Annotated in this window: 23 protein-coding genes; 8 read left to right on the top strand and 15 right to left on the bottom strand. The window is 69.9% G+C overall.

Translation table 11 applies throughout. The features are described from left to right. Window positions 1-114: 114 nt before the first annotated feature. The 9 genes from lolD to E2170_RS05075 form a co-directional block, all read right to left on the bottom strand. Window positions 115-858: a lipoprotein-releasing ABC transporter ATP-binding protein LolD gene (gene lolD, locus E2170_RS05115; protein ID WP_165942158.1), complete on the bottom strand. Its 744-nt coding sequence runs from the start codon at window positions 856-858 to the stop codon at window positions 115-117. After that, the gene (locus E2170_RS05110) at window positions 851-2,092 is read right to left on the bottom strand and encodes a lipoprotein-releasing ABC transporter permease subunit (protein ID WP_132999518.1); all 1,242 of its coding nucleotides are present in this window, start codon (window positions 2,090-2,092) and stop codon (window positions 851-853) included. Before E2170_RS05110 ends, lolD begins: the two co-directional genes overlap by 8 nt. Window positions 2,093-2,117: 25 nt before the next feature. Next, the gene (locus E2170_RS05105; RefSeq protein WP_243708057.1) at window positions 2,118-2,570 is read right to left on the bottom strand and encodes a protein YgfX; all 453 of its coding nucleotides are present in this window, start codon (window positions 2,568-2,570) and stop codon (window positions 2,118-2,120) included. After that, a complete protein-coding gene (locus tag E2170_RS05100; protein ID WP_133000028.1) occupies window positions 2,518-2,715 on the bottom strand; it encodes an FAD assembly factor SdhE in 198 nt (65 codons plus the stop codon). Before E2170_RS05100 ends, E2170_RS05105 begins: the two co-directional genes overlap by 53 nt. A gap of 59 nt (window positions 2,716-2,774) precedes the next feature. Further along, entirely contained in the window at window positions 2,775-3,566 is a 792-nt protein-coding gene (locus E2170_RS05095; protein WP_132999517.1) for a succinate dehydrogenase iron-sulfur subunit, read from the bottom strand. Between the two features lie 12 nt (window positions 3,567-3,578). Continuing rightward, a complete protein-coding gene (gene sdhA, locus E2170_RS05090; RefSeq protein ID WP_132999516.1) occupies window positions 3,579-5,369 on the bottom strand; it encodes a succinate dehydrogenase flavoprotein subunit in 1,791 nt (596 codons plus the stop codon). 13 nt (window positions 5,370-5,382) lie between these two features. Then, window positions 5,383-5,784, bottom strand: a complete 402-nt coding sequence (gene sdhD / locus E2170_RS05085; protein WP_132999515.1) for a succinate dehydrogenase, hydrophobic membrane anchor protein — start codon at window positions 5,782-5,784, stop codon at window positions 5,383-5,385. Beyond that, complete coding sequence (gene sdhC / locus E2170_RS05080; protein ID WP_132999514.1) at window positions 5,781-6,170, bottom strand: succinate dehydrogenase, cytochrome b556 subunit; 390 nt, start codon at window positions 6,168-6,170, stop codon at window positions 5,781-5,783. Before sdhC ends, sdhD begins: the two co-directional genes overlap by 4 nt. Window positions 6,171-6,260: 90 nt before the next feature. Then, the gene (locus E2170_RS05075; RefSeq protein WP_243708056.1) at window positions 6,261-6,440 is read right to left on the bottom strand and encodes a DUF1674 domain-containing protein; all 180 of its coding nucleotides are present in this window, start codon (window positions 6,438-6,440) and stop codon (window positions 6,261-6,263) included. A gap of 29 nt (window positions 6,441-6,469) precedes the next feature. Between E2170_RS05075 and ygfZ the strand changes: the two genes are divergently transcribed. After that, on the top strand, window positions 6,470-7,384 hold the full coding sequence (gene ygfZ, locus E2170_RS05070) for a CAF17-like 4Fe-4S cluster assembly/insertion protein YgfZ (protein ID WP_243708055.1): 915 nt from the start codon (window positions 6,470-6,472) through the stop codon (window positions 7,382-7,384). 143 nt (window positions 7,385-7,527) lie between these two features. Beyond that, window positions 7,528-8,016 (top strand): OmpA family protein, encoded by a 489-nt coding sequence (locus E2170_RS05065; protein ID WP_165942157.1) that lies wholly within the window; start codon window positions 7,528-7,530, stop codon window positions 8,014-8,016. A 354-nt stretch (window positions 8,017-8,370) separates the two neighbouring features. Here the strand turns inward: E2170_RS05065 and E2170_RS05060 are convergent, their stop codons facing one another. The 5 genes from E2170_RS05060 to E2170_RS05040 all read right to left on the bottom strand — a co-directional run bounded on the left by E2170_RS05060 (window position 8,371) and on the right by E2170_RS05040 (window position 16,082). Beyond that, a complete protein-coding gene (locus tag E2170_RS05060) occupies window positions 8,371-10,650 on the bottom strand; it encodes a thiamine pyrophosphate-dependent enzyme (RefSeq protein ID WP_132999512.1) in 2,280 nt (759 codons plus the stop codon). A gap of 49 nt (window positions 10,651-10,699) precedes the next feature. Next, window positions 10,700-13,336 (bottom strand): DUF3857 domain-containing protein, encoded by a 2,637-nt coding sequence (locus E2170_RS05055; RefSeq protein WP_132999511.1) that lies wholly within the window; start codon window positions 13,334-13,336, stop codon window positions 10,700-10,702. Next, window positions 13,330-13,890, bottom strand: coding sequence for a GNAT family N-acetyltransferase (locus tag E2170_RS05050; protein WP_132999510.1), 561 nt, complete (start codon window positions 13,888-13,890; stop codon window positions 13,330-13,332). Before E2170_RS05050 ends, E2170_RS05055 begins: the two co-directional genes overlap by 7 nt. A gap of 52 nt (window positions 13,891-13,942) precedes the next feature. Beyond that, complete coding sequence (locus E2170_RS05045) at window positions 13,943-15,112, bottom strand: acyl-CoA dehydrogenase family protein (protein WP_132999509.1); 1,170 nt, start codon at window positions 15,110-15,112, stop codon at window positions 13,943-13,945. Between the two features lie 154 nt (window positions 15,113-15,266). Then, the gene (locus tag E2170_RS05040; protein WP_132999508.1) at window positions 15,267-16,082 is read right to left on the bottom strand and encodes a glycine zipper 2TM domain-containing protein; all 816 of its coding nucleotides are present in this window, start codon (window positions 16,080-16,082) and stop codon (window positions 15,267-15,269) included. Window positions 16,083-16,266: 184 nt separating this feature from the next. Here E2170_RS05040 and E2170_RS05035 point away from each other — a divergent pair, with 184 nt between their 5' ends. Together E2170_RS05035 and E2170_RS05030 are read left to right on the top strand one after the other, a co-directional pair. Next, the gene (locus E2170_RS05035) at window positions 16,267-16,497 is read left to right on the top strand and encodes a DUF6116 family protein (RefSeq protein ID WP_132999507.1); all 231 of its coding nucleotides are present in this window, start codon (window positions 16,267-16,269) and stop codon (window positions 16,495-16,497) included. An 11-nt stretch (window positions 16,498-16,508) separates the two neighbouring features. Then, window positions 16,509-17,285 carry a TatD family hydrolase gene (locus tag E2170_RS05030; RefSeq protein ID WP_425477838.1) on the top strand — a complete coding sequence of 259 codons (777 nt, stop codon included), beginning with the start codon at window positions 16,509-16,511 and terminating at the stop codon, window positions 17,283-17,285. Window positions 17,286-17,315: 30 nt separating this feature from the next. On the opposite strand, the gene E2170_RS05025 is transcribed toward E2170_RS05030, so the two are convergent. Next, complete coding sequence (locus E2170_RS05025; RefSeq protein ID WP_132999505.1) at window positions 17,316-18,152, bottom strand: tRNA threonylcarbamoyladenosine dehydratase; 837 nt, start codon at window positions 18,150-18,152, stop codon at window positions 17,316-17,318. A gap of 70 nt (window positions 18,153-18,222) precedes the next feature. Here E2170_RS05025 and E2170_RS05020 point away from each other — a divergent pair, with 70 nt between their 5' ends. From E2170_RS05020 to E2170_RS05005, 4 genes are all read left to right on the top strand, one after another. Continuing rightward, window positions 18,223-18,711, top strand: coding sequence for a hypothetical protein (locus E2170_RS05020; protein ID WP_243708054.1), 489 nt, complete (start codon window positions 18,223-18,225; stop codon window positions 18,709-18,711). Between the two features lie 173 nt (window positions 18,712-18,884). Next, complete coding sequence (locus E2170_RS05015; protein ID WP_132999504.1) at window positions 18,885-19,364, top strand: glycine zipper 2TM domain-containing protein; 480 nt, start codon at window positions 18,885-18,887, stop codon at window positions 19,362-19,364. Window positions 19,365-19,440: 76 nt separating this feature from the next. Further along, entirely contained in the window at window positions 19,441-19,926 is a 486-nt protein-coding gene (locus E2170_RS05010; protein WP_132999503.1) for a DUF456 domain-containing protein, read from the top strand. An 85-nt stretch (window positions 19,927-20,011) separates the two neighbouring features. Then, window positions 20,012-21,151: a phospholipase A gene (locus E2170_RS05005; RefSeq protein WP_132999502.1), complete on the top strand. Its 1,140-nt coding sequence runs from the start codon at window positions 20,012-20,014 to the stop codon at window positions 21,149-21,151. Window positions 21,152-21,223 lie beyond the last annotated feature (72 nt).

Here is a 21,223-nt window from a genome sequence, read left to right as displayed (position 1 = left end):
CTGCGACGGTGGCCGCGCGCGTAGGATCGGCCGGCGTCCCGGACGGGCCTCAGGATTTCCCGCGCCGCACCGGCCGGGACAGCAGCCCCGGTATCCGGGGGCCGGCATCGAGACTCAGGCCGAAGCGGGATCGATCTCGCGCAGCCGGCCTTCGTGCAGCTCCAGCACCCGGTCCAGCCTGCGGGCCAGGCTGCGGTCGTGGGTGACCAGGACCAGGCTGGTGCGCTCGGCGCGGTTGAGCTCGAGCATCAGCTCGAACACCGTGGCCGCGGTCTTCTCGTCCAGGTTGCCGGTGGGCTCGTCGCCGAGCACGCAGGCCGGGCGATTGACCAGGGCGCGCGCGACCGCCGCACGCTGGCGTTCGCCGCCGGACAGTTCGCCGGGCTTGTGCTCCATACGGTGCCCGAGGCCCACGCCCTCCAGCAGCCCGCGCGCGCGCGCAGCCGCGTCCGTACCGTCGGCGCCGGACAGCAGCACCGGCAGCATCACGTTCTCCAGCGCGGTGAACTCGGGCAGCAGGTGGTGGAACTGGTAGACGAAGCCCAGCGCGCGGTTGCGCAGGCGGCCGCGATCAGCGTCCGACAAAGCGCTCATGCGCTGGCCGGCCACGTAGACCTCGCCCGCCGACGGCGTGTCGAGCCCGCCCAGCAGGTGCAGCAGCGTGCTCTTGCCCGCGCCCGACGCACCGAGGATCGCCACGGTCTCCCCTGCCGCCACGCTGAGGTCGAGGCCGTCGAAGACCGGGGTGCGCATGCGCCCCTCGGCATAAGTCTTGCCCAGGCCATGCGCGCCGACCACTTCGCCATCCGGGCGGCCGGACTGCGGCTGCGCGACAGCCTTCAACGCCGGATCACTCATAGCGCAGCGCCTCCGCCGGGGCCGTGCGCGCCGCGCGGCGCGCCGGGTAGATGGTCGCCAGGAAGGCCATGGCCAGGGCCACGCAGGACACGATGGTGATGTCCTGCGCGCTCAGCTCGGTCGGCAGGCCGGTGATGTAGTAGACGTCGGCCGGCATCAGCTCGGCGCCGGTCACCTTCTCGATCAGGCGCAGGATGCGCTCGAGGTTGAAGGTCAGCGTCAGGCCGCCGATCACGCCCAGCACGGTGCCCAACACGCCGATCAGGGTGCCCTGCACCATGAACACCTGCATCACCCCGCGCGGCGTGAGTCCGAGCGTGCGCAGGATGGCGATGTCGGACTGCTTGTCGGTCACCAGCATCACCTGCGAGGACACCAGGTTGAAGGCACCCATGGCGATGATCAGCGACAGCAGGATCGCGATCATGGTCTTTTCCAGCTTCAGCGCGCGGAACAGGTGCGCGTTCTCCATGGTCCAGTCGCTGACCATGTAGGGTCCGCCCAGCTTCAGGGCCAGGTCGCGGGCCACGGCGTAGGCCTGGTCCATGTCGTGCATCTGCAGGCGCACGCCGGTGACGCCCTCGCCCATGCGCAGCAGTCGCTGCAGGTCCTCGATGTTGACCACCGCCAGGCCGCGGTCGGCCTCCTGGTAGCCTGCTTCGAAGATGCCGCTGACGGTGAAGCGCTTGAGCTGGGGCATCGCACCCATGGGCGTGGCCTGGAAGTCGGTGGTCACGACCACGCTGTCGCCCATGCGAACGCCCAGCCACAGCGCCAGTTCGCGGCCGAGCACGATGTTGTAGCTGCGCGGTTCCAGGGTATCGAGGCTGCCCTCGACCATGCGCTCGCCGAGGATCGAGACCCGTGCCTCGTCGGCCGGCACGATGCCGCGCAGCATCGCCGGTTCGCGGCGCTTGCCCGAGAGCAGCGCCTCGGTGGAAATGTACGGCGCCGCCGCGGCCACGCGCGGATCGGCGGTGCCGACCTCGACCGCCTGCCGCCACTCGGTCATCGCCTCGCCGTGGGCGCTGACGGTGGCGTGCTGGGTCATCTGCAGCATGCGATCGCGGATCTCGCGCTGGAAGCCGCTCATCACCGCCAGCGTGGTGATCAGCGCGGTCACGCCGATGGCGATGCCGAGGATCGAGGCCAGGGAGATGAAGGAGATGAAGCCGTTGCGGCGCTTGGCGCGCAGGTAGCGCAGGCCGATGGCGACGGGAAGGGGTTTGAACATCGGGTCTCGGCCGGCTCGAAGGCCGCTATGGTGCCACCGATGGGCCCGTGCGCGCAGTGGGCAGCCGGCCGACGGCCAGCCGCAGTTCACGCCGCCAGCGCGGCGGCAGGGTGTCCGGCCACCAGGTGAGCCGCCCGCGACGGCCGCCGGCATCGCGCCAGGACAGGAAGGCCAGCGGACCGCGCCACTGCAGGCTTGCATCCCCGACTTCGTCGCCGTCGACCAGCAGCCGGCCGTCGCCGGTGAACAGCAGGCTGCGCGATGGCCGCCGCCATTCCCGCCGCGCCAGCCACAGCCCGTGCGCGACGGCCGCCGCGGCCAGCAGCCATGCGGCCGCGCGCGGCATCTCGCTGGCCAGTACGGCCAGCGGGGCGAGCACGGTCAACAGCAGCAGCGCGGCCAGCAGGCAGCGCGAAGGACGCCAGTCAATGCGGCAGGGCGCGGATCCGCTGCACCAGGGCATCGAGGGCTGCGTCATCGGGAGTTTCGTGGCCGAGGAACCATTTCCACAGCCTATCGTCCTCGCTGTCCAGCAGCCGCAGGAAAGCTTCGCGTTCGGGCGTCGGGGAATCCCGCCATCCCTGCTCGAGCCAGCGCTCGAGCAGGCGGTCGAGTTCGCGCATGCCGCGCCGGCAGCGCCAGCGCAGGCGGCGGAGTTCGGCGTCCTCGTCCTGCGTCACGCTCAGACCTGGCGGTCCAGCATCATCTGCTTGATCGCGCCGATGGCCTTGGCGGGGTTCAGCCCCTTGGGACAGGTCCGCGTGCAGTTCATGATGGTGTGGCAGCGGTAGAGCTTGAACGGATCCTCGAGGTCGTCCAGGCGCGTGCCGGTGTCCTCGTCGCGCGAATCGATGATCCAGCGGTAGGCCTGGAGCAAGATCGCCGGCCCCAGGTAGCGGTCGCCGTTCCACCAGTAGCTGGGGCACGAGGTGCTGCAGCAGGCGCAGAGGATGCATTCGTAGAGGCCGTCGAGCTTGGCGCGGTCCTCCTTCGACTGCAGGCGCTCCTGGTCCGGCGGCGGCGAGCTCTGGGTGCGGATCCAGGGCTGGATGGACGCGTACTGCGCGTAGAAGTGGGTCAGGTCCGGCACCAGGTCCTTGACCACTTCCATGTGCGGCAGCGGGTAGATCGGCACTTCGCCCTTGCCCTTGCCGCAGTCGTCGATCGCGCGGGTGCAGGCCAGGGTGTTGGTGCCGTCGATGTTCATCGCGCACGAACCGCAGATGCCCTCGCGGCACGACCTGCGGAAGGTCAGCGTGGGGTCGATCTCGTTCTTGATCTTGATCAGCGCGTCGAGAACCATCGGCCCGCACCTGTCGAGGTCGACCTCGTAGGTGTCGGTGCGCGGGTTCTCGGTGTCGTCGGGGCTCCAGCGATAGACCTTGAACTGGCGCACGCGGGTGGAACCCGCCGGCGCCGCGAAGTGCTTGCCCTTGTGGACCTTGGAATTCCTGGGAAGGGTGAACTCGGCCATCTGCTTTCGATCCTAGTAGACGCGCGCAACGGGCGGGACGACCTCGACCTCGTCGTCGAGCGTGTACATGTGCACCGGGCGGTAGTCGATGCGGGTGTTGCCCGCCTCGTCCACCCAGGTCAGGGTGTGCTTCTGCCATTCGGCGTCGTTGCGGTCCGGGAAGTCCTCGCGGGCATGGGCGCCGCGCGATTCCTTGCGGTTCTCGGCCGACACGATGGTCGCCAGCGACAGGCCGAGCAGGTTCTGCAGCTCGAAGGTCTCGATCAGGTCCGAGTTCCAGACCAGCGAGCGGTCGCTGACCTTGACGTCGGCGAAGGAGGCGTTGATGTCGCGGATCTGCTGCACACCCTCGGCCAGCGTCTCCTGGGTGCGGAACACCGCCGCGTGCGACTGCATCGAACGCTGCATCCGGTCGCGGATGACCGCGGTCGGGGTGTCGCCGTTGGCGTGGCGCAGGCGGTCGAGGTTGCCCAGCGCCGCATCGCAGGCGTCGCCGGCCAGGCGCTTGTGCGGCGCGCCCGGCGTGATGGTCTCGGCGCAGCGGTTGGCCACCGCGCGGCCGAACACCACCAGGTCCAGCAGCGAGTTCGAGCCCAGGCGGTTGGCGCCGTGCACGGACACGCAGGCGGCCTCGCCGATGGCGTACAGGCCCGGCACCACCGCGTCGGGGTTGCCGTCGCGCAGCTGCACCACTTCGCCATGGTAGTTGGTCGGGATGCCGCCCATGTTGTAGTGGACGGTGGGGATGACCGGGATCGGCTGCTTCTCGACGTCGACGTTGGCGAAGATCCGCGCGCTCTCGGCGATGCCGGGCAGCTTCTCGTGGATGTCCTTGGGGTCGAGGTGGGTCAGGTCGAGATGGATGTGGTCGCCGTGCTCGCCGACGCCGCGGCCCTCGCGGATCTCGATGGTCATCGAGCGACTGACGACGTCGCGCGACGCCAGATCCTTGGCGTTGGGCGCGTAGCGCTCCATGAAGCGCTCGCCGTTGCTGTTGCGCAGGATGCCGCCTTCGCCGCGCACGCCCTCGGTGATCAGGCAGCCGGCGCCGTAGATGCCGGTCGGGTGGAACTGCACGAATTCCATGTCCTGCAGGCCCAGGCCCGCGCGCAGCGCCATGCCGCCGCCGTCGCCGGTGCAGGTGTGCGCCGAGGTCGCCGAGAAGTAGGCGCGACCGTAGCCGCCGGTGGCGAGCACCGTGCCCTGGGCACGGAACAGGTGCAGGGTGCCCTCGGCCATGTCGATGGCGAGCACGCCGCGGCAGACGCCCTCCTCGTCCATGATCAGGTCGAGCGCGAAGTATTCGATGAAGAACTCCGCCTGGTGCGCCAGCGACTGCTGGTACAGGGTGTGGAGCATCGCGTGGCCGGTGCGGTCGGCCGCGGCGCAGGTGCGCTGGGCGATGCCCTTGCCGTAGTGCGTGGTCATGCCGCCGAAGGGGCGCTGGTAGATCTTGCCTTCCTCGGTGCGCGAGAACGGCACGCCCTGGTGCTCGAGCTCGATCACCGCCGGGATGGCCTCGCGGCACATGTACTGGATGGCGTCCTGGTCGCCCAGCCAGTCGGAGCCCTTGATGGTGTCGTAGAAGTGGAAGCGCCAGTCGTCTTCGCCCATGTTGGCGAGCGCGGCGGAGATGCCGCCCTGCGCCGCAACCGTGTGCGAGCGGGTCGGGAAGACCTTGGTGATGCAGGCGGTGCGCAGGCCCTTCTGGGCCAGGCCGAAGGTGGCGCGGAGGCCGGCGCCGCCGGCTCCGACCACGATCATGTCGTACTTGTGTTCGGTGATCTTGTAGGCGTTGGTCATGTCGGCTTCTTCGTCAGGCCAGCAGCGCGATGCGGGCGATCGCGTACAGCGACGCCAGCGCGCCGAGGCTGCAAAGGAGGATGTTGAGCACCAGCAGCGCGAGTTCGGCGGCGCGGTTGTGGACGTAGTCCTCGATCACGACCTGGAGGCCGAGCTTGGCGTGCCAGAACAGCGACATCACGAACACCGCCATCAGGATGGCGTTCCAGGGGCGCGAGAAGACGGCATGCACCTGGCCGAGGTCGGCGCCGACCAGCGACACCAGGGTACCCACCAGCCACGGCACCAGCAGCGCCAGCACCACGGCGGTCACGCGCTGCCACCAGAAGTGGCCGGTGCCCGACTTCGCCGAGCCCAGGCGGCGCGCCTTCTTCAGCGGGGTGCGGTAATCCGGCGCAGCCTTCACGTTGCTCATGCCGCACCTCCCATCGCAACGATCCAGATCAGCGCGGTGAGCACCACCGTCAGGCCGAACACCACGTAGCCAGACCGGTAGACCTCGGGGATCTCGAAGCCCCAGCCGGCATCCCACAGCAGGTGGCGGATGCCGTTGAGCAGGTGGTAGACCAGGCACAGCGAGAAGCCGAACAGCGCGACCTTCCCCAGCGGCGAGGCCAGGCAGGCGGCGGCGGAGGCGTAGGCCTCACCCCCCGCGGCGGCCGCGAGCAGCCACCACGCAAGCCCGAACGCACCAACCACCAGGGCGATGCCCGTGGCGCGGTGCAGGATCGACATGAGCATGGTGATCTGCCAGCGGTACACCTGGAGGTGCGGCGACAGGGGGCGGTTCGGGTGTGTCATCGCGGCAGGCATCTCTCGCTGGGCGGCGGTGGCGCCGCGTTGGCTTCTACAGGCAGGTTGTGATGGCCGCATCCGGCAGCCGTGACCGCATCAGAAATCGATGCAGCGTCCGTTCTTTTCCCAGTCCCCGTAGCGCGTCGGATCCAGACCTTCGCGCCCACCGTATTCGGGCGCCGCGGCGGGCGTCCCGGTGGTTGCCTTCGCATCGTCCGGAAGTGCTTCCGGAGCGGCCTCGGGCGGCGTTTCGCCTATGATTGCGGGGTCTGGCACCTGCCGAAGTTTACGTCCCGGAGCACAGTTTGGACAAGCCAGCGAGCGCCAAACCGCCGTTTTTCGCCCTTTCCGACCATGCCCTGCTGGCGCTGGAAGGCCGCGATGCGATCGCTTTCGCGCAGGCGCAGTGCATGAGCGATGTCGCCGCCCTGGCCGACGGCCAGTGGCAGTGGAGCGGCTGGCTGTCGCCAAAAGGCCGCGTACAGGCCCTGTTCGCACTGCTGCGGCTGGATGCAGAGACGGTCTGGCTGCTGCTCCCCGACGGCGATGCCGCGGCATTGAAGGCAGCCATGGAACGGTTCGTATTCCGCAGCAAGCTGAAGCTGCGGGTGCCGGAAGGTGTGTCCCTGTGCGGCTCTTTCAGCACGCCCGCAGCCGCGTCGGGCGCCCAGTCCGCCACCGACGCCAAGGGCCGCGTCGAGCTCGACTTCGGCGATGGCGAACACCCGCGCACCCTGCGCGTGTGCAGCGGCTGCGGCGCGCCCGCCGATGCCGACGCCCTCGCCCGCTGGCGCAGCTTCGACCTCGCCCATGGCCTGCCGCGCCCTGGCGCCGCGGGCCTGGACGCGTATACGCCGCAGCAGCTTTCGCTCGACCGTCTGCGCGCCTACAGCGTGCGCAAAGGCTGCTACCCCGGCCAGGAGATCGTGGCCCGGACCCACTTCCTCGGCCAGGCCAAGCGCGGCCTGGGGCTGTTCGCCAGTGACGCGCCGCCCGCCGCCGGAGCGCAGGTGATGGAGGACGACCGGGCCATCGGCAGCGTGGTTGCCGCCGCGCCCGGCTTCGGCGCTGGCGATCCGGCCGGGGCCGGCGCCGCACGCCCGCAGGCAAGCCTGGTGCTGGCCGTGCTGCCGCTGGATCGACCGGAAGACGCGCCCGCGCTGCATATCGACGGGAACGCCCTCGCTTCCCTGCCCCTGCTGGACGGCCTGGCCCGCTGACGCCCCCGGGGCCACGACCGGCGCCCGGAAACGCGACCACGGTTGCAGAAGCGCCACGATTGCGGGCTATGCTCGCCCGGGGGGATCCAGGCAGGCACCGGCATGGGGCCAGGTGCCACGTTGTTCACTGGAAGGGGAAATCCATGCATCGCCATACGAAGCCGTTCCTGGCCGCGCTCGCCGCTGCCTGCCTCACCGCCGCCTGCGCCTCCACGCCGGAACCTGAGCCCGCACCGGAACCGCCACCGCCGGCGTCGTTCAACCACACGCTGTCGGGCGATGCGCTGTTCGCCTTCGGCAAGGCGAGCGTGGACAACCTCAGCGACGCCGGCCGGGCCGACCTCGATGCGCTGGCCGCCCGGGTGCTGGCGACCCAGGACATCGACACGGTCCACGTCATCGGCCACAGCGACCGCATCGGCAAGGACGCGGCGAACGTGGAGCTTTCGCGCAAGCGCGCGGCGGCCGTGCGCGACTACCTGGTCGACGCCGGCGTGCCGGCGGACAGGATCACCGCCGTGGGCCGCGGCAGCGTCGAGCCGGTCGTGGCCTGCGATGGCGAGCGTGGGCAGGCCTTGATCGACTGCCTGGCTCCGAACCGTCGCGTGGAGGTTCGGGCGGTCGTGAGGTAAGAGCCCTTGGTTGGCTGCGGGGCGGAGGGTATTTGGGTGCTCTGCCGGCGTCGCAGCTTCGATGCTCTTTAATGCCGGCTGCGCACCCACACACCCTCCGTCACGCAACCACGCGGCGGGTTGGGAGGAAAAACGAAGAGCGCCGTGCATCGGCGCTCTTCGCTTCTGGCGCGGCGCTGCGGTGTGTCGCTGCTTTTTCCTGCGGCCTGCGGCGGTGGTCGTGTGGCGGGTTGATGGGTATGGAGTGGGCATTCAAGAGCAGCGAAGCTGCGACGCCCACGGAATACCCATCGACCCGCCACCCCGCAGCGCAGCCCAGGCTTTTCCCCTCAACCCGCGCCGGACTCCGGTTCGTCAGGTCGCGGCGAGCCTGTCCGCCGCCGCGAGGATTTCCTCTTCCGACGGGATCACCAGGAAGGCCGCGCCGGCCAGTGGGGTGAAGGTGTCGGCGCCGGTGACGCGCAGGAAGGGTCGCGCCGCGTAGCCGCCTTCGATCACGGCGGTGACAATGCCCTCGCCCACGCCCGCGCTGCGGCGGCCCTCGTCGACGATCAGGATGCGCTTCGCCGTCGCCGCCTGTTCGCGGATGAAGTCCTCGTTCAACGGCACCAGCCAGCGCAGGTCGACCACCCGCACCTTCCAGCCGTGCCGGGCCTCGATCGCGCGCGCCGCGCGCAGGCTCATCGGCACGCCGTTGCCGTAGGTGAAAACGACCAGGTCGTCGTTGCCTTCGCCGTAGACGCGGCCCTCGCCCAGCGCCATGGCCTCGCCGGGCGCCGGGAATTCCGTCAGCCAGCCGCCGTCGCCCGCTTCATGCAGGTCCTTGGTCATGTACAGCGCGATCGGCTCGAGGAAGGCGCAGACGCGGCCGTCGACCTTGGCCAGCGCCATCAGCGTGCGCAGCATCGTGACCGCATCGTCGCCGCGGCTGGGGCAGCCGACCACCAGGCCGGGGATGTCGCGCAGCGCGGTGATCGAGTTGTCGTTGTGGAAGTGGCCGCCGAAGCCACGCTGGTAGCCGAGTGACGCGATGCGCATCACCATCGGGTTGCGGTACTGGTTGTTGCTGAAGAACTGCAGGCTGGCCGCCTCGCCGCGGATCTGGTCGCAGGCGTTGTGGAAATAGGCCAGGTACTGGATCTCCGGCATGGGCAGCATGCCCATGTTGGCGTAGCCCTGCGCGAGGCCCAGGATCACGGTCTCGTCGAGCAGGGTGTTGAACACGCGGCGGGGGCCGAAGGCCTTCTGCAGGCCCTTGGTGACGGTGTAGACGCCGCCCTTCTGCGCAACGTCCTCGCCGAACAGCAGGACCTCGGGGTACTTGGCGAACAGGTCGTGCAGGGCCTGGTTGATCTGGATGGCAAGGTGCTTCGGCGGCTGGTTCTCCGGCAGCTTCGCCTCGCTGCCGAACACCTCGAGGCGGCGATCGGCGTAGTCGGTGCGCGCGGCTTCGGCACGCACGGCGTCAGGGGTGTACGGCGCCAACGGCGCCATCACGTCGGCCAGCGAATCCAAGCGCGGACGGCGGTCGGCGTCCTCGGCGGCGGCGAAGCACTTCGCGCGCGTGGCCTCGTACAGGTCGAGGATGTCGTCCTTCGACATCAGCCCCGACTCCAGCGCGATCGCGGCCGAGCGCAGCAGCGGATCGGTGGCCTCGACCGCGCACAGTTCCTCGATCGAACGCCATTCGATCTCGAAGTCGGTGCCGGCGTGGCCCATGATACGGGTGGTGCGCAGGTGCAGGAAGGTCGGGCGACGGGTGCGGCGGCAGTGCTCGACCGCGCGCTGCACGTCGCCGTAGCCCGCCGCAAGGTCAAGGCCGTCGGCGGCGAAGTAGTCCAGATCCGGGCGCTGGCTGAAGTTGCGCGCGATCCAGCCGTCGGGCGTCTTCACCGAGATGCCGATGCCATTGTCCTCGCAGACGAACAGCACCGGCGCCGGCAGGCGCTGGTAGGCGGTCCATGCGGCGACGTTGAACGCCGTCTGGGCGGTGGCGTGGTTGCTCGACGCGTCGCCGAAGGAGCAGATGGCGATGCTGTCGCCCGGGACCGGCAGCGGGTGGCCAATGCGCCGCGCCTGCTCGATCGCCACCGCGGTGCCAAAGGCCTTGGGCAGGTGCGAGGCGATGGTGGACGTCTGCGGCAGCACCCACAGCGGCCGGCTGCCCCAGACCTTGTGCCGCCCGCCGGAGGCCGGGTCGTCCTTGGATGCGGCGAACGACAGCGCCGAATCCATCACCGGATCCATGCCCGGCAGCTTGCGGAAGCGCTCGGCCATGAAGCCGCCCGAGCGGTAGTGCAGGAACGCCGGATCGGTGTGGCGCGTGGCGCGCGCGACCATGGCGTTGCCTTCGTGGCCGCTGGAGCCGATGGTGTAGAAGACCTTGTTCTGCACGCGCAGCACGCGCGCCATCAGGTCGAGGTGGCGGCTGATGAGCTGCGATTCGAACAGCTCGCGGAAGCCGCGGGCGTCGAGCGCGCTGCCGGACAGGACGGCTTCGTCGTCGCCGGGCGCACGGCCCGCGCGGCCTTCCCAGCCGCGTACGAATTCGCTGAAGTTGACGTCGCAGATCTCGGCGCGGTTGAGGCCGCGCATGCGCGCGGGGATCAGTGTCGGAACCGTGGGGCTTGCCATGCGGATGTGCTCGGGAACCGGTGGATGACGGGGGTCGATGGGGGCGTCTTCAGCCCGGCCGCTGGACCGCGGCTGCCACCAGCGCAAACGCGACCACCAGCACGACCAGGAACAGGGACGACAGCATAAGCGCGCCTAGCGCGCGCGCACGGGTGGTGCCCGCGGCCACGGCGTTGGCATTGACGGTGGCGACCAGGTACCACCACATGCCGACGGCGATGAACAGCAGCGCCGACAGCAGCGCGACGATCTCCCCGGGCTGCAGCTCATGGCCCTCGGTGAAGATTTCGAAGCGGCCGCCCAGGGCCAGGCAGGCCAGTAGCATGAACAGCAGGTAGGGCACGCAAGCCCAGGCCGCGGCCAGCAGCAGCGGCTGGAACCCGGCGCGAACCGAAAGCATGCGGAAACAGCCCTTGGTCAACAGGGTGAACAGCGGGAACCAGACCAGGGTCGAGGCGATACCGCCGACGAGCCGCAGGTAGCTGCCGTCGTCGCCGGTGGCGAACGCCGCGCCCTCCTCCATCCCGCCGATCAGCACGGACGTGGCCAGCACCAGCGCTGTTGCGCCCCACCAGGCGCGCCGGCTGTCGAGCAGCCGCGCCATGGCATGGCGCGGCGCGAACACCATGCCCGACAGCGGATCGGCCAGGCGGCGCCACCAGGCCAGCACCAGCAGCACGCATGCCAGGACGAAGGCCGCCAGCGGCCAGGCCCAGTCCGCCGGGCGCGCGGCCAGCAGCGGCACGCCCGCACCGAGGTTGACGTCGAACACGAGCAGGTCGCGGGCCGTGGCCACGTCTTCGCGGAAGCGCGCGTAGTCCGCCGCGGGCACCTCGTCGGCATGGCGGCGCCAGCTGCCCCTGACCACCAGGTCGCCGCCTTCCACGCTGACCCGGCGTTCGAAGGTGAACCAGGGATTCTCCACCCGGTCGTCCTCGGGTGAGATCGACCAGCCGCGCGGATAGTCGACGCGGATGGCGTGCGTCGCATGGTCGGGTCCGCCCAGCAGCAGCGGCATGTTCCTGTCGTCGCGCTTGAGCCGCGGCAGCCAGTCGGCGAGCTGGAACAGCACGATGCCGAAGTCCCGCCCCTCGCGCCCGGTATCCCAGTCCAGCCGGTAGCTCTCGACGACGCGCATGGCGCCGGGTTCAGGCGCATCCACCGCGCCCGGCAGGCCCGCGGCGGCGATGCCGTCGTAGAACCCGCGCATGTAGGACAGATAGCGATCGCCGATGTCCGAGGGCTCGTGATCCTCGTACTGCGCGCGCGTGCCCTCCGCGTTGCCACGACGGTAGTCGGTGACCACGCCGAACAGGGCCTGGGCGCGATCGCCCATGGTCTCCAGCCGGATGCGCTGGGTGACCTCGATCGCCGGCTGCACCGGCGGCGGCGCGGGAACCTCGACCAGCCCGCCGCCGCTGAAGACCGGCAGCCCGAAGCGGAACGGCAAAGGCTCCCGTGCCGCCAGCGGCGCGCGCTCGCGGTCGCGCGTGGGGTCGATCCAGACCTCGCCGTCGGCCAGCCGCGCGCGCACCACGACGTGGTCGAAGGCAAGCGGGCTGGGCAGGCGCTCGAGCACCGCGGCGCGCGCAACGGTGTTGACCAGCACCGGTTCGGCCTCGATCCCGGCCTCAGCCAGCAGCGACACCAGCAGCGCCGACTTGTCCTTGCAGTCGCCGAAGCGGCGCTCGAGGGTGGTTTCCGGCGCGCTGGGCGCGTGCGAGTTACTGCCCATGTCGATCGCGGTGTAGCGGACCTCGCCCTGCACGAAGGCGATCGCGCGCTCCAGTGAACCGCGCGGATCCGCGGCGTCCAGACCCAGTCGGCGGGCAAGTTCGACCGCCTGCGCGCGGTCGGTCAGGCGCGCGGGATACAGCGGCTCCGCCCAGCGCGCCACGGCCGGCCAGTCGGCCAGGGTGGAGAACTGCAGGCGCCCGAAGCTGTCGTGCCACTGCGGTGTGTCATCATCCTCGGTCACGCGCGGCAGGTCCGAGGCCCGCACCTCCAGGCTGCGATGGCCCTGGCCGCCGCCCTCCAGCACGCGGTAACCCGGGCGATCGGCGAGATGCCGCAGCTCGACGCCCGGCGGATACACGAAACGCACGCGGCGCTCGGCCAGCGGCACGCTGTACGCGGCGCGGTAGACGTCGTGATACTCGCTGCCGAAGATCGGATTGGCGCCGATCACGCTGAAGCGGTATTCGACCCGGTCGCCGACGCGGACGTCGGGGACGGTGATCTGCACGGTGAGCCGCCCGTCAAGGAGCCCGGACTCCATCTCCGCCTCGCGGCGCAGCACCTGCACGTCGGCGCGGCCGATCCGCTCCAGGCGCTCGCCGGCGCGCAGCAACTCGACCGCATGCAGCTCGACCCGCTGGTAGAGCGGCTGGAAATCGATCGAAAGCCGCGCGGCCGAGGCCAGTGCGCGCTCCTGCACAACCTGTTCGACCAGCCTGCGGTGCCAGACCGGCTCGGCACCGAGCAGGTTGACCTGGTCGTCGACCAGCAGGAAGCGGGCGCCGTCGGCCACCTGCGCGGAGCCCTCCCCGCCACGCACGGGCAGCATCTCGATCCAGTCCGGGTCCGGGGCGACGCGATGCCGCTCCGCACCCTGGCCCGATGCCGGGAACAGGACGATGGCCAACGCGAACAGACAGGCGACAACAACACCGGGATGCCTCAGCACGGCGCCTGGCACTCCCCTCGGCGCGCGAGCCACTGCGCGCGGGTCTGGCCCCACATCTCGCAGGCGGCATCCTCGTGAGGCGGCGGCAGCTTGCCGGGCCCGAGCAGGGTCGAGCCAAGGCGCCGCGCTACCTGCTTCGAGGCCGCGTTCTCGGGCGCGATGCAGTGGATGAAATCGCCCCAGCCGAGGTTGGCCAGCGCCCAGTCGATGGTCGCCGGCAGCGCCTCGGTGGCGTAGCCCTTGCCCCAGGCATCGCGGTGGAGCATGTAGCCGATCTCGTTGCCCGGCCACCCGTCCGGCTTCCAGGGCCCGCCCTGCCCCAGCCATAGGCCGCTGTCGCGGTCGATGATCGAGAACATGCCGAAACCCTGGATCATCCACGCGCCCGGCTGCTGCAGGAACTTGCGCCAGGCCGCGGCGCGCGGCTGGTGGCCACCGATCCAGCGCGACGCCTCTTCATCGGCCTGCAGTTCGGCGTAGCGCTCGAAGTCCCCGGCCCGCGGCAGGCGCAGGACCAGGCGTTCGGTTTCGATCCTGAGGTCGGCCAGGGACATGTGGCGCTCCAGCAGCAATGCAGGCCGCGCCGATGCGCGGCCGGATGGGCGCTCAGCCGCCGAAGGCGTTGATGCCGGTCAGTTCGCGGCCCACCACCAGCTGATGCACGGTCTCGGTGCCTTCATAGGTGATCACCGATTCCAGGTTCAGCGCGTGACGGATCGGGCAGTGCTCGGTGGTGATGCCGGCACCGCCCAGCAGGTCGCGCGCCTCGCGGGCGATGTCGATGGCCATGCGGCAGTTGTTCCACTTCGCCAGCGACACCTGCGTGGGCTGCATCTTCCCGGCGTCCTTCAGGCGGCCGAGCTGGAGCGACAGCAGCTGCGCGGCGGTGATGCGGCGCGCCCAGTCGGCCATCTTGAGCTGTGCGCTCTGGGTCGCGGCCACCGGGCGGCCGAACAGGATGCGCTCCTTCGAATAGTTGAGCGCCTCGTCCAGGCAGGCGATCGCCGCACCGATCGGGCCCCAGGTGATGCCGTAGCGGGCCTGGGTCAGGCAGCCCAGCGGACCCTTCAGGCCCTTCACGTTCGGCAGGCGGTTGGCCTCCGGTACGCGCACTCCGTCGAAGAACAGCGCGCTGGTGACCGAGGCACGCAGGCTCATCTTGTGCTTCACAAGCTGGGCCTTGAAGCCGGCGAAGTCCTTTTCGACCACAAAGCCCTGGATGCCGTCGTCGGTCTGCGCCCAGACGATGGCGATGTCGGAGAGGTTGCCGTTGGTGATCCACATCTTGGAGCCGTTGATCACCCAGTCGTCGCCGTCGCGCTTGGCATGGGTCTTCATGTTCGCCGGGTCGGAGCCGCCGTGCGGCTCGGTCAGGCCGAAGCAGCCGATCACCTTGCCGGCGGCCATGTCGGGCAGCCAGCGCTTCTTCTGCTCTTCGGTCCCGTAGGCGTAGATCGGGTACATGCACAGCGAGGACTGCACGCTGGCGAAGCTGCGCAGGCCGGAATCGCCGCGCTCGAGTTCCTGGCAGATCAGGCCGTAGCTGACGTAGTTGAGCTCCGAACCGCCGTATTCGGCCGGCAGCGTCGCACCGAGCAGGCCCAGGCCGGCGATCTCGGGGATCAGCTCGGTCGGGAAACGGCCTTCGTCGAAGCACTCGCCGATGATCGGCAGCACGCGTTCGTCGGTGAACCGGGCCACGGTGTCCTGGACGGCGCGCTCCTCTTCGCTGAGCAGGGAGCGGACGTCGTAGAGGTCGTAGGGATTCAGGGCCATGGAAGCGCTACCGGTGGGCGGGAAACCCGGCATTGTAGCGGTGCCCGCCGCCGTCGGGGGCTGCCCGGCGGAAGGGCATGTGGGAGCGGCTCCCACAAAAAAGGCCGCACCCCGGGTAGGGCGCGGCCTTGGCAACGGACCGGATGTGACGGGTTCAGCCGCGGACGCTGTCGCCATCCGCGGCGGCAACCTGGGTCACCACCTGGCCGTCGATCACCGGCAGACGGTCGCCGGGGCGCTGGTCCATGCGGATGCTGCGCTCGTCGCCGTCATAGCTGTAGGTGACGTCGTAGCCGACGGTGACCTCGGTGTCGCCCAGCGGAATGCGGTTGCCCGGCTTGCTGTCGGTGCGCATGCTGCCGGTGGTGCCGTCCGGATTGCGATAGGTCACGTTGTAGCCGACCACGCGCGAGGACTGCGAGCTGTCCTGCACGGTGCGGCACTGGCGGTCGACGCGCTCGACCACCTGACCACCGACGTGGCGGCGGTCGATTTCGCGGCCGGCGAAGCCGCCGCCGACGGCACCTGCCACCGTGGCCAGCTTGCGGCCGTTGCCGCTGCCCACCTGGTTGCCGACCAGGCCGCCGATGACCGCGCCGGCCACGGTGCCACCGGTCAGGCCGTCGCGTTCGGGCATCCGCTCCTGCACCACCACGTCCTCGCAGACCTCGCGCGGCGAGGTGCTGGTGGTGGTCTCACGGATGGCTTCCGAGCCGATCACGGTGGCGTACTGCGGCTCGCGCTCGGTCACCGGCTCGATGGCGAGCACGCGGGCGTACTCCAGGCGACCGTCGCTGGGGAGGGCCGCGTCGTCGGCGAAGCCCATGGCATCGTCGGCGAGCGCGGCGTCGCCGGACACCGGGGCGACGTCGGCGCGCGGGCCGTCGGCGCGGTTGCCCTGGAACGCGGCGACCGCGACGCCGCCGACCAGCAGCGAGGCAAGGGCGATGGCGAGCGTGTTGTTCTTCATGAGGCCTCCTCGGGGCGAAACCGCCTGTGTTGGCGATGGAAACAAATCTGCGTAACGGGATTCGAACACTTGCCACCTGAACAGCCCCCGGCCATCCCTCCACCGGACTGAGCGGCACGTGAACCCTGCCGTGATCCCCGCGTGATAGCGTGCGGCCAGTCGCGCTTTCCAGGAGGCAGCCGCCATGCCCAACCCGATCCTCGCCCCCGTGCTGCGCTGGCTCGGCCGGCTCAGCTATCCCAAGCTGTTCGTGCTGGCCGCAGGGCTGTTCGTGCTAAACCTGTTCGTGCCCGACCCCCTGCCCTTCGTCGACGAGCTGCTGCTGGGCATCGGCGCGCTGATGATCTCGCGGCGCAAGCGCAAGCCCGATCCTGCGCAGGCGCGCGTGATCGACGGCGAGGCGCGCCGCGGCTGAGCGCGATGCGCCTGGACCTGGTCGACTCGCACTGCCACCTCGACGCCACGGAGTTCGACGCCGATCGCGGCAAGGTGGTCGAGCGCGCACGCGCCGCGGGCGTCCGCGCGCAGGTGCTGCCCGCGACCCATGCCGACGAATGGCCCGCGCTGCGCGAAGCCGCGTCGCTGGCACCCGGCCTGCATGCCGCCTACGGCCTGCATCCGACCTTCCTGGAGCATCACCGGAACACACACCTGGCACTGCTCGAAGAATGGATCGAACGCGAGCGCCCGGTGGCGGTGGGCGAATGCGGCCTGGACTTATTCGTCGAAGGGCTGGACGCGGACGCCCAGTCGCGCTTCTTCGAAGGCCAGCTGCGCATCGCCCGCGACCACGGCCTGCCAGTGATCGTGCACGCACGGCGCGCGGTCGACCAGGTCACCGCGGCCATCCGCCGCATCGGCGGCCTGCGCGGCGTGGTGCACAGCTTTTCCGGCAGCCGGCAGCAGGCGGAGAAGCTGTGGGAACTCGGCTTCATGATCGGACTGGGCGGCCCGGTGACCTACGAGCGCGCGAACCGCCTGCGCACCCTGGTCGCCGACATGCCGCTGGAGCACCTGCTGCTGGAAACCGATGCGCCGGACCAGCCGGATTCGGGCATCCGCGGCGAGCGCAACGAACCGGCGCGCTTGCGAGTGGTCTGCGAAACCATCGCGCAGCTGCGGGGCGCAGCCGCGTCCGAAGTCGCCGCGGCCACGAGCGCCAACGCACGCCGCCTGTTCACGCTGCCTTCCCGGGGCGGCTGAGCCCCCGCTCCGGGGCCGCCGGCCCTGTCCTCAGGCCGCCGTCCCCATGTCCGCCCCGGGCGCCGCCGCTTCGCGCACGGGCGCGCGCGCCAGCAGCATCTCCAGCGCCTTGCCCGCGGCGGCGAACGCAAAGGCCCCGGTGATGTGCGTGGCCGCGCCCAGGCCGCCGCCGCAGTCGAGCTTGAAGCCGTCCTCGCCGCCGACCTGCGGGCGCAGGCCGCAGACGCTGCCATCGGCCTGCGGGTAGCGCACGTTCTCAAGTGAATACACCGCCGGGATGCCGAAGTAGCGCTTCGGGCCCTTGGGAAAGTTGAATTCGCCGCGCAGTTTCTTGCGCACCAGCGCCAGCATCGCGTCGTGTTCGGTCCTGGACAGGTCGCGCACCCGCACCAGGGTCGGATCGATCCGGCCGCCGGCCGAACCCACCGCCACCAGCGGCAGCTTGCGACGCCGGCACCACGCGATCATCTCGACCTTGCTGCGGAAGCTGTCGCAGGCATCGACCACCAGGTCGTAGCCGCGGTCGAGCAGCTCGTCCAGGTTGGACGGGGTGAGGAAACTCGGGATCTCGTTCACCACCATCGCCGGATTGATGGCGCGGCAGCGCTCGGCCATGGCTGCGACCTTGGCGCGGCCGTACTGGCCGGTCAGCGCCGGCAGTTGGCGGTTGGTGTTGGAGACGCAGAGGTCGTCGGCATCGACCAGGGTCAGGGTGCCGATCCCGCTGCGCGCCAGCGCCTCGGCCACCCAGGAGCCGACCCCGCCCAGGCCGACCACGGCCACATGGCAGGCGGCGAAGCGCTCGACCGCGCCGCGGCCGTAGAGGCGGTCGATTCCCGCGAAACGCTGGTTCCATTGCTCGTCCATGCGCCCATTTTAGCGGTCGCGACGCATACAATCCCTTGCGCCACCCACCGGAAACACAGGAAGCAGCCGCATGTCGACGCCCAAGCCGCAAGCCACGCCGGTCGATCCCAACAAGCCGCGGCCGCCGCGCAAGGCGCCGTCGGCCGCCGGACGCTACCTGTTCCTGTTCCTGCTGGGCCTGGTGATCGGCATCGTCGCCGTGGTGATGCTGTTGCGCAGCCTGGAAAGCCGCAAGACCTGGCAGGACCACTACCCGCACGCGGCCATGCAGCTGATGTCGGCGCACACCGCCCAGCTGTACCAGAAGCTGGAGGCCAACCGCTGCGCCGCCACCGACGTGCTCCCGCACCTGCAGGCGCTGCGCACCCTGGGCAACGACCTCGACCCCGCCTTCCCGGACCTGCGCGACAACAGCCGCTTCTCCGGCCATACCGGCAGCTTCCGCGGCACCCTGGACAAGGCGCTGGCGTCGCCGCCCATGAATTGCGCCGGCCTGAAGAGCACGCTCGACGACATCGGCCGCGACTGCAAGGCCTGCCACACCGACTTCCGCGGCTGATACCCGACGCTGCGCTGCACCGGCGCGCGGATCGCGCGCCGGTGCATGAACGATTGCTGCACGGATTGCACGCAAGAGCCCTGGAACCTGCGCGATTGATGGCCTGTTCACGGCCATCTGACTAACGTCGACGGCGAGGCATATCTCCCCCGTCCCGTGCAGGAGTTCCGCATATGAAGATCCGCCTGATCAGCGCCAGCGCGATGATCGCCGCAGCCACCCTGGTCGGCTGCGCCAGCACCTCCCCCGGCTATTCCAGCGGCGGCTACGGTGGCGGTTACGGCAGTTCCACACCCGCGCGCTGCGACACCTGCGGCGTGGTCACGCGAATCGACCACCGCGCCCGTGCATCGAACACGCCCAATGCCACCGGCGCGGTTCTGGGCGGCATCGTCGGTGCGGTTGCCGCCCGCGAGATTGCGGAGCGCAACACCGACAGCAAGGGCCGCACCAACACCGCCACTGCGGCGGGCGCCGTCGGCGGCGCCGTGGCCGGCAACGCGATCCAGAACCGCGTACAGGGCCAGTCGGTCTACGACGTCCACGTGCGCCTGGACAACGGTCGCATGACGGTCGTCACCCAGAACGACCTCGGCGGCATCCGCGAGGGTTCGTATGTGAGCGTCGCCAACGGGCGCGCCTTCATCCGCTGACCCTGCACAGATCCAATCACTCTCTCCCCTTCACGGCCCGCATCGCGGGCCGTCTTTTATGTGGCAGTCTGGCGCCATGGAACTGCAAGCCGTCTACTACGTGATCGCCGCGATCCTGGTCCTGGTCGGGATCGCCGGCACCATCCTGCCGGCGATCCCGGGCCTGCCGCTGGTGTTCGCGGGCATGCTGCTGGGCGCCTGGGCCGGTGGCTTCGAACACATCGGCATCCCCGTGATCGTGGTACTGGGGGTGCTGACCCTGGTCTCGCTGGTGGTCGATTTCTGGGCCACGGCCCTGGGTGCGCGCCGGGTCGGCGCCAGCGGCAAGGCGGTTGCGGGCGCGGTGGTCGGCACCTTCGTCGGCATCTTCTTCGGACCCATCGGCTTGTTCGCCGGTCCCTTCGTCGGCGCGCTGGCCGGCGAACTCCTGCATGGCCGCGATGTCGGCCAGGCCACGCGCGTGGGCTTCGGCACCTGGTTGGGCATCGTCTTCGGCACCGTGCTCAAGCTGGCGCTGGCGTTCACGATGATCGGGCTGTTCGTGCTGGCCTGGATCTTCTGATCGTCTCCACATTGTCGGAACCAACACGCGCCCGGCAGTCCATCGGCGATAGACTCCGCCGCTGAGCCCCTAGCGCTTTGAAGCCATGGAACGACTTGCGAACAAGCCCCTGATCCTGCTGTGTGCAGCGCTGCCTCTTGGCTTCGTGCCCCTGGCATCCGCGCAGGACGCCTCCACCGGTCCCGCGCTCGAGGCCTGCGTGGCCATCGAAACCGCCGCCGACCGCCTGGCCTGCTACGACCGCGCCATGCAGCGGACGGCGCCCGATCCGACGGACGCCGACCTCGCGGCGGCACGAGCGCGCGAGGGAGCCCGCGCCACCGAAGCCGAAGCCGGGCGCCCGCGCGAAGGCGACACCAGCAGCGACATGTTCCCGCACGACGACGACCCGCGCCGCGCCCTGGCCAATGCCGGCCGCGGCTCCCTGCTCGACGGCCGCTGGGAACTGGCGCGCGACTCCAAGCTCGGCACCTTCAACATGCGCGCCTACAAGCCGGTGTACCTGCTGCCCGCGTTCTGGAGCAGCAGTCCCAACCGCAACCCGACATCCTCGATCGACGGCCAAGCGCTGCAGATGGACGACATCGACGACGTCGAGACCAAGTTCCAGATCAGCTTCAAGACCAAGGCCGTGGAGAACCTGTTCGGCGACAACGGCGACATCTGGATGGGCTACACCCAGAGCTCGCGCTGGCAGGTCTACAACAGCGAGAACTCCCGCCCCTTCCGCGAGACCAACTACGAGCCGGAAGTGCTGCTGGTGTTCCGCAACAACTACAGCATCGGCGGCTGGAAGGGACGCATGGCCGCCGTCGGCATCAACCACCAGTCCAACGGCCGCCCGGACCCGCTGTCGCGCAGCTGGAACCGGATCATGTTCAACGTGGGCCTGGACCGCGAGGACTGGGCGATCATGTTCCGGCCCTGGATCCGCATCTCCGACGGCGACGACGACGACAATCCGGGCATCGAGGATTACCTCGGCCGCGGTGACGTCACCCTGGTGCACACCCGTGGCGACCAGACCTTCGCACTGATGGCGCGGCATTCGCTGCGCGGGGGCGACCGTTCGCACGGTGCCCTGCAGTTCGACTGGGGGTTCCCGATCAGCAGCCACCTGCATGGCCACCTCCAGCTGTTCAGCGGCTACGGAGAGAGCATGCTCGACTACGACCACAAGGCGACCTACGTCGGCTTCGGCATTTCGGTGCTCGACTGGTTCTGAAGCGCGGGAACTTCACGCCCCGCTGAATGCGCCTGCTGCACAGTGCCGGACCGGGCGTATCGACGCAGGGGG

Source organism: Luteimonas arsenica, from assembly GCF_004352825.1.
In the GTDB taxonomy this organism is placed as follows: Bacteria; Pseudomonadota; Gammaproteobacteria; order Xanthomonadales; family Xanthomonadaceae; genus Luteimonas; species Luteimonas arsenica.
Note: the sequence above shows the minus strand (reverse complement) of the source record. Positions and strands in the feature narration are given on the sequence as shown.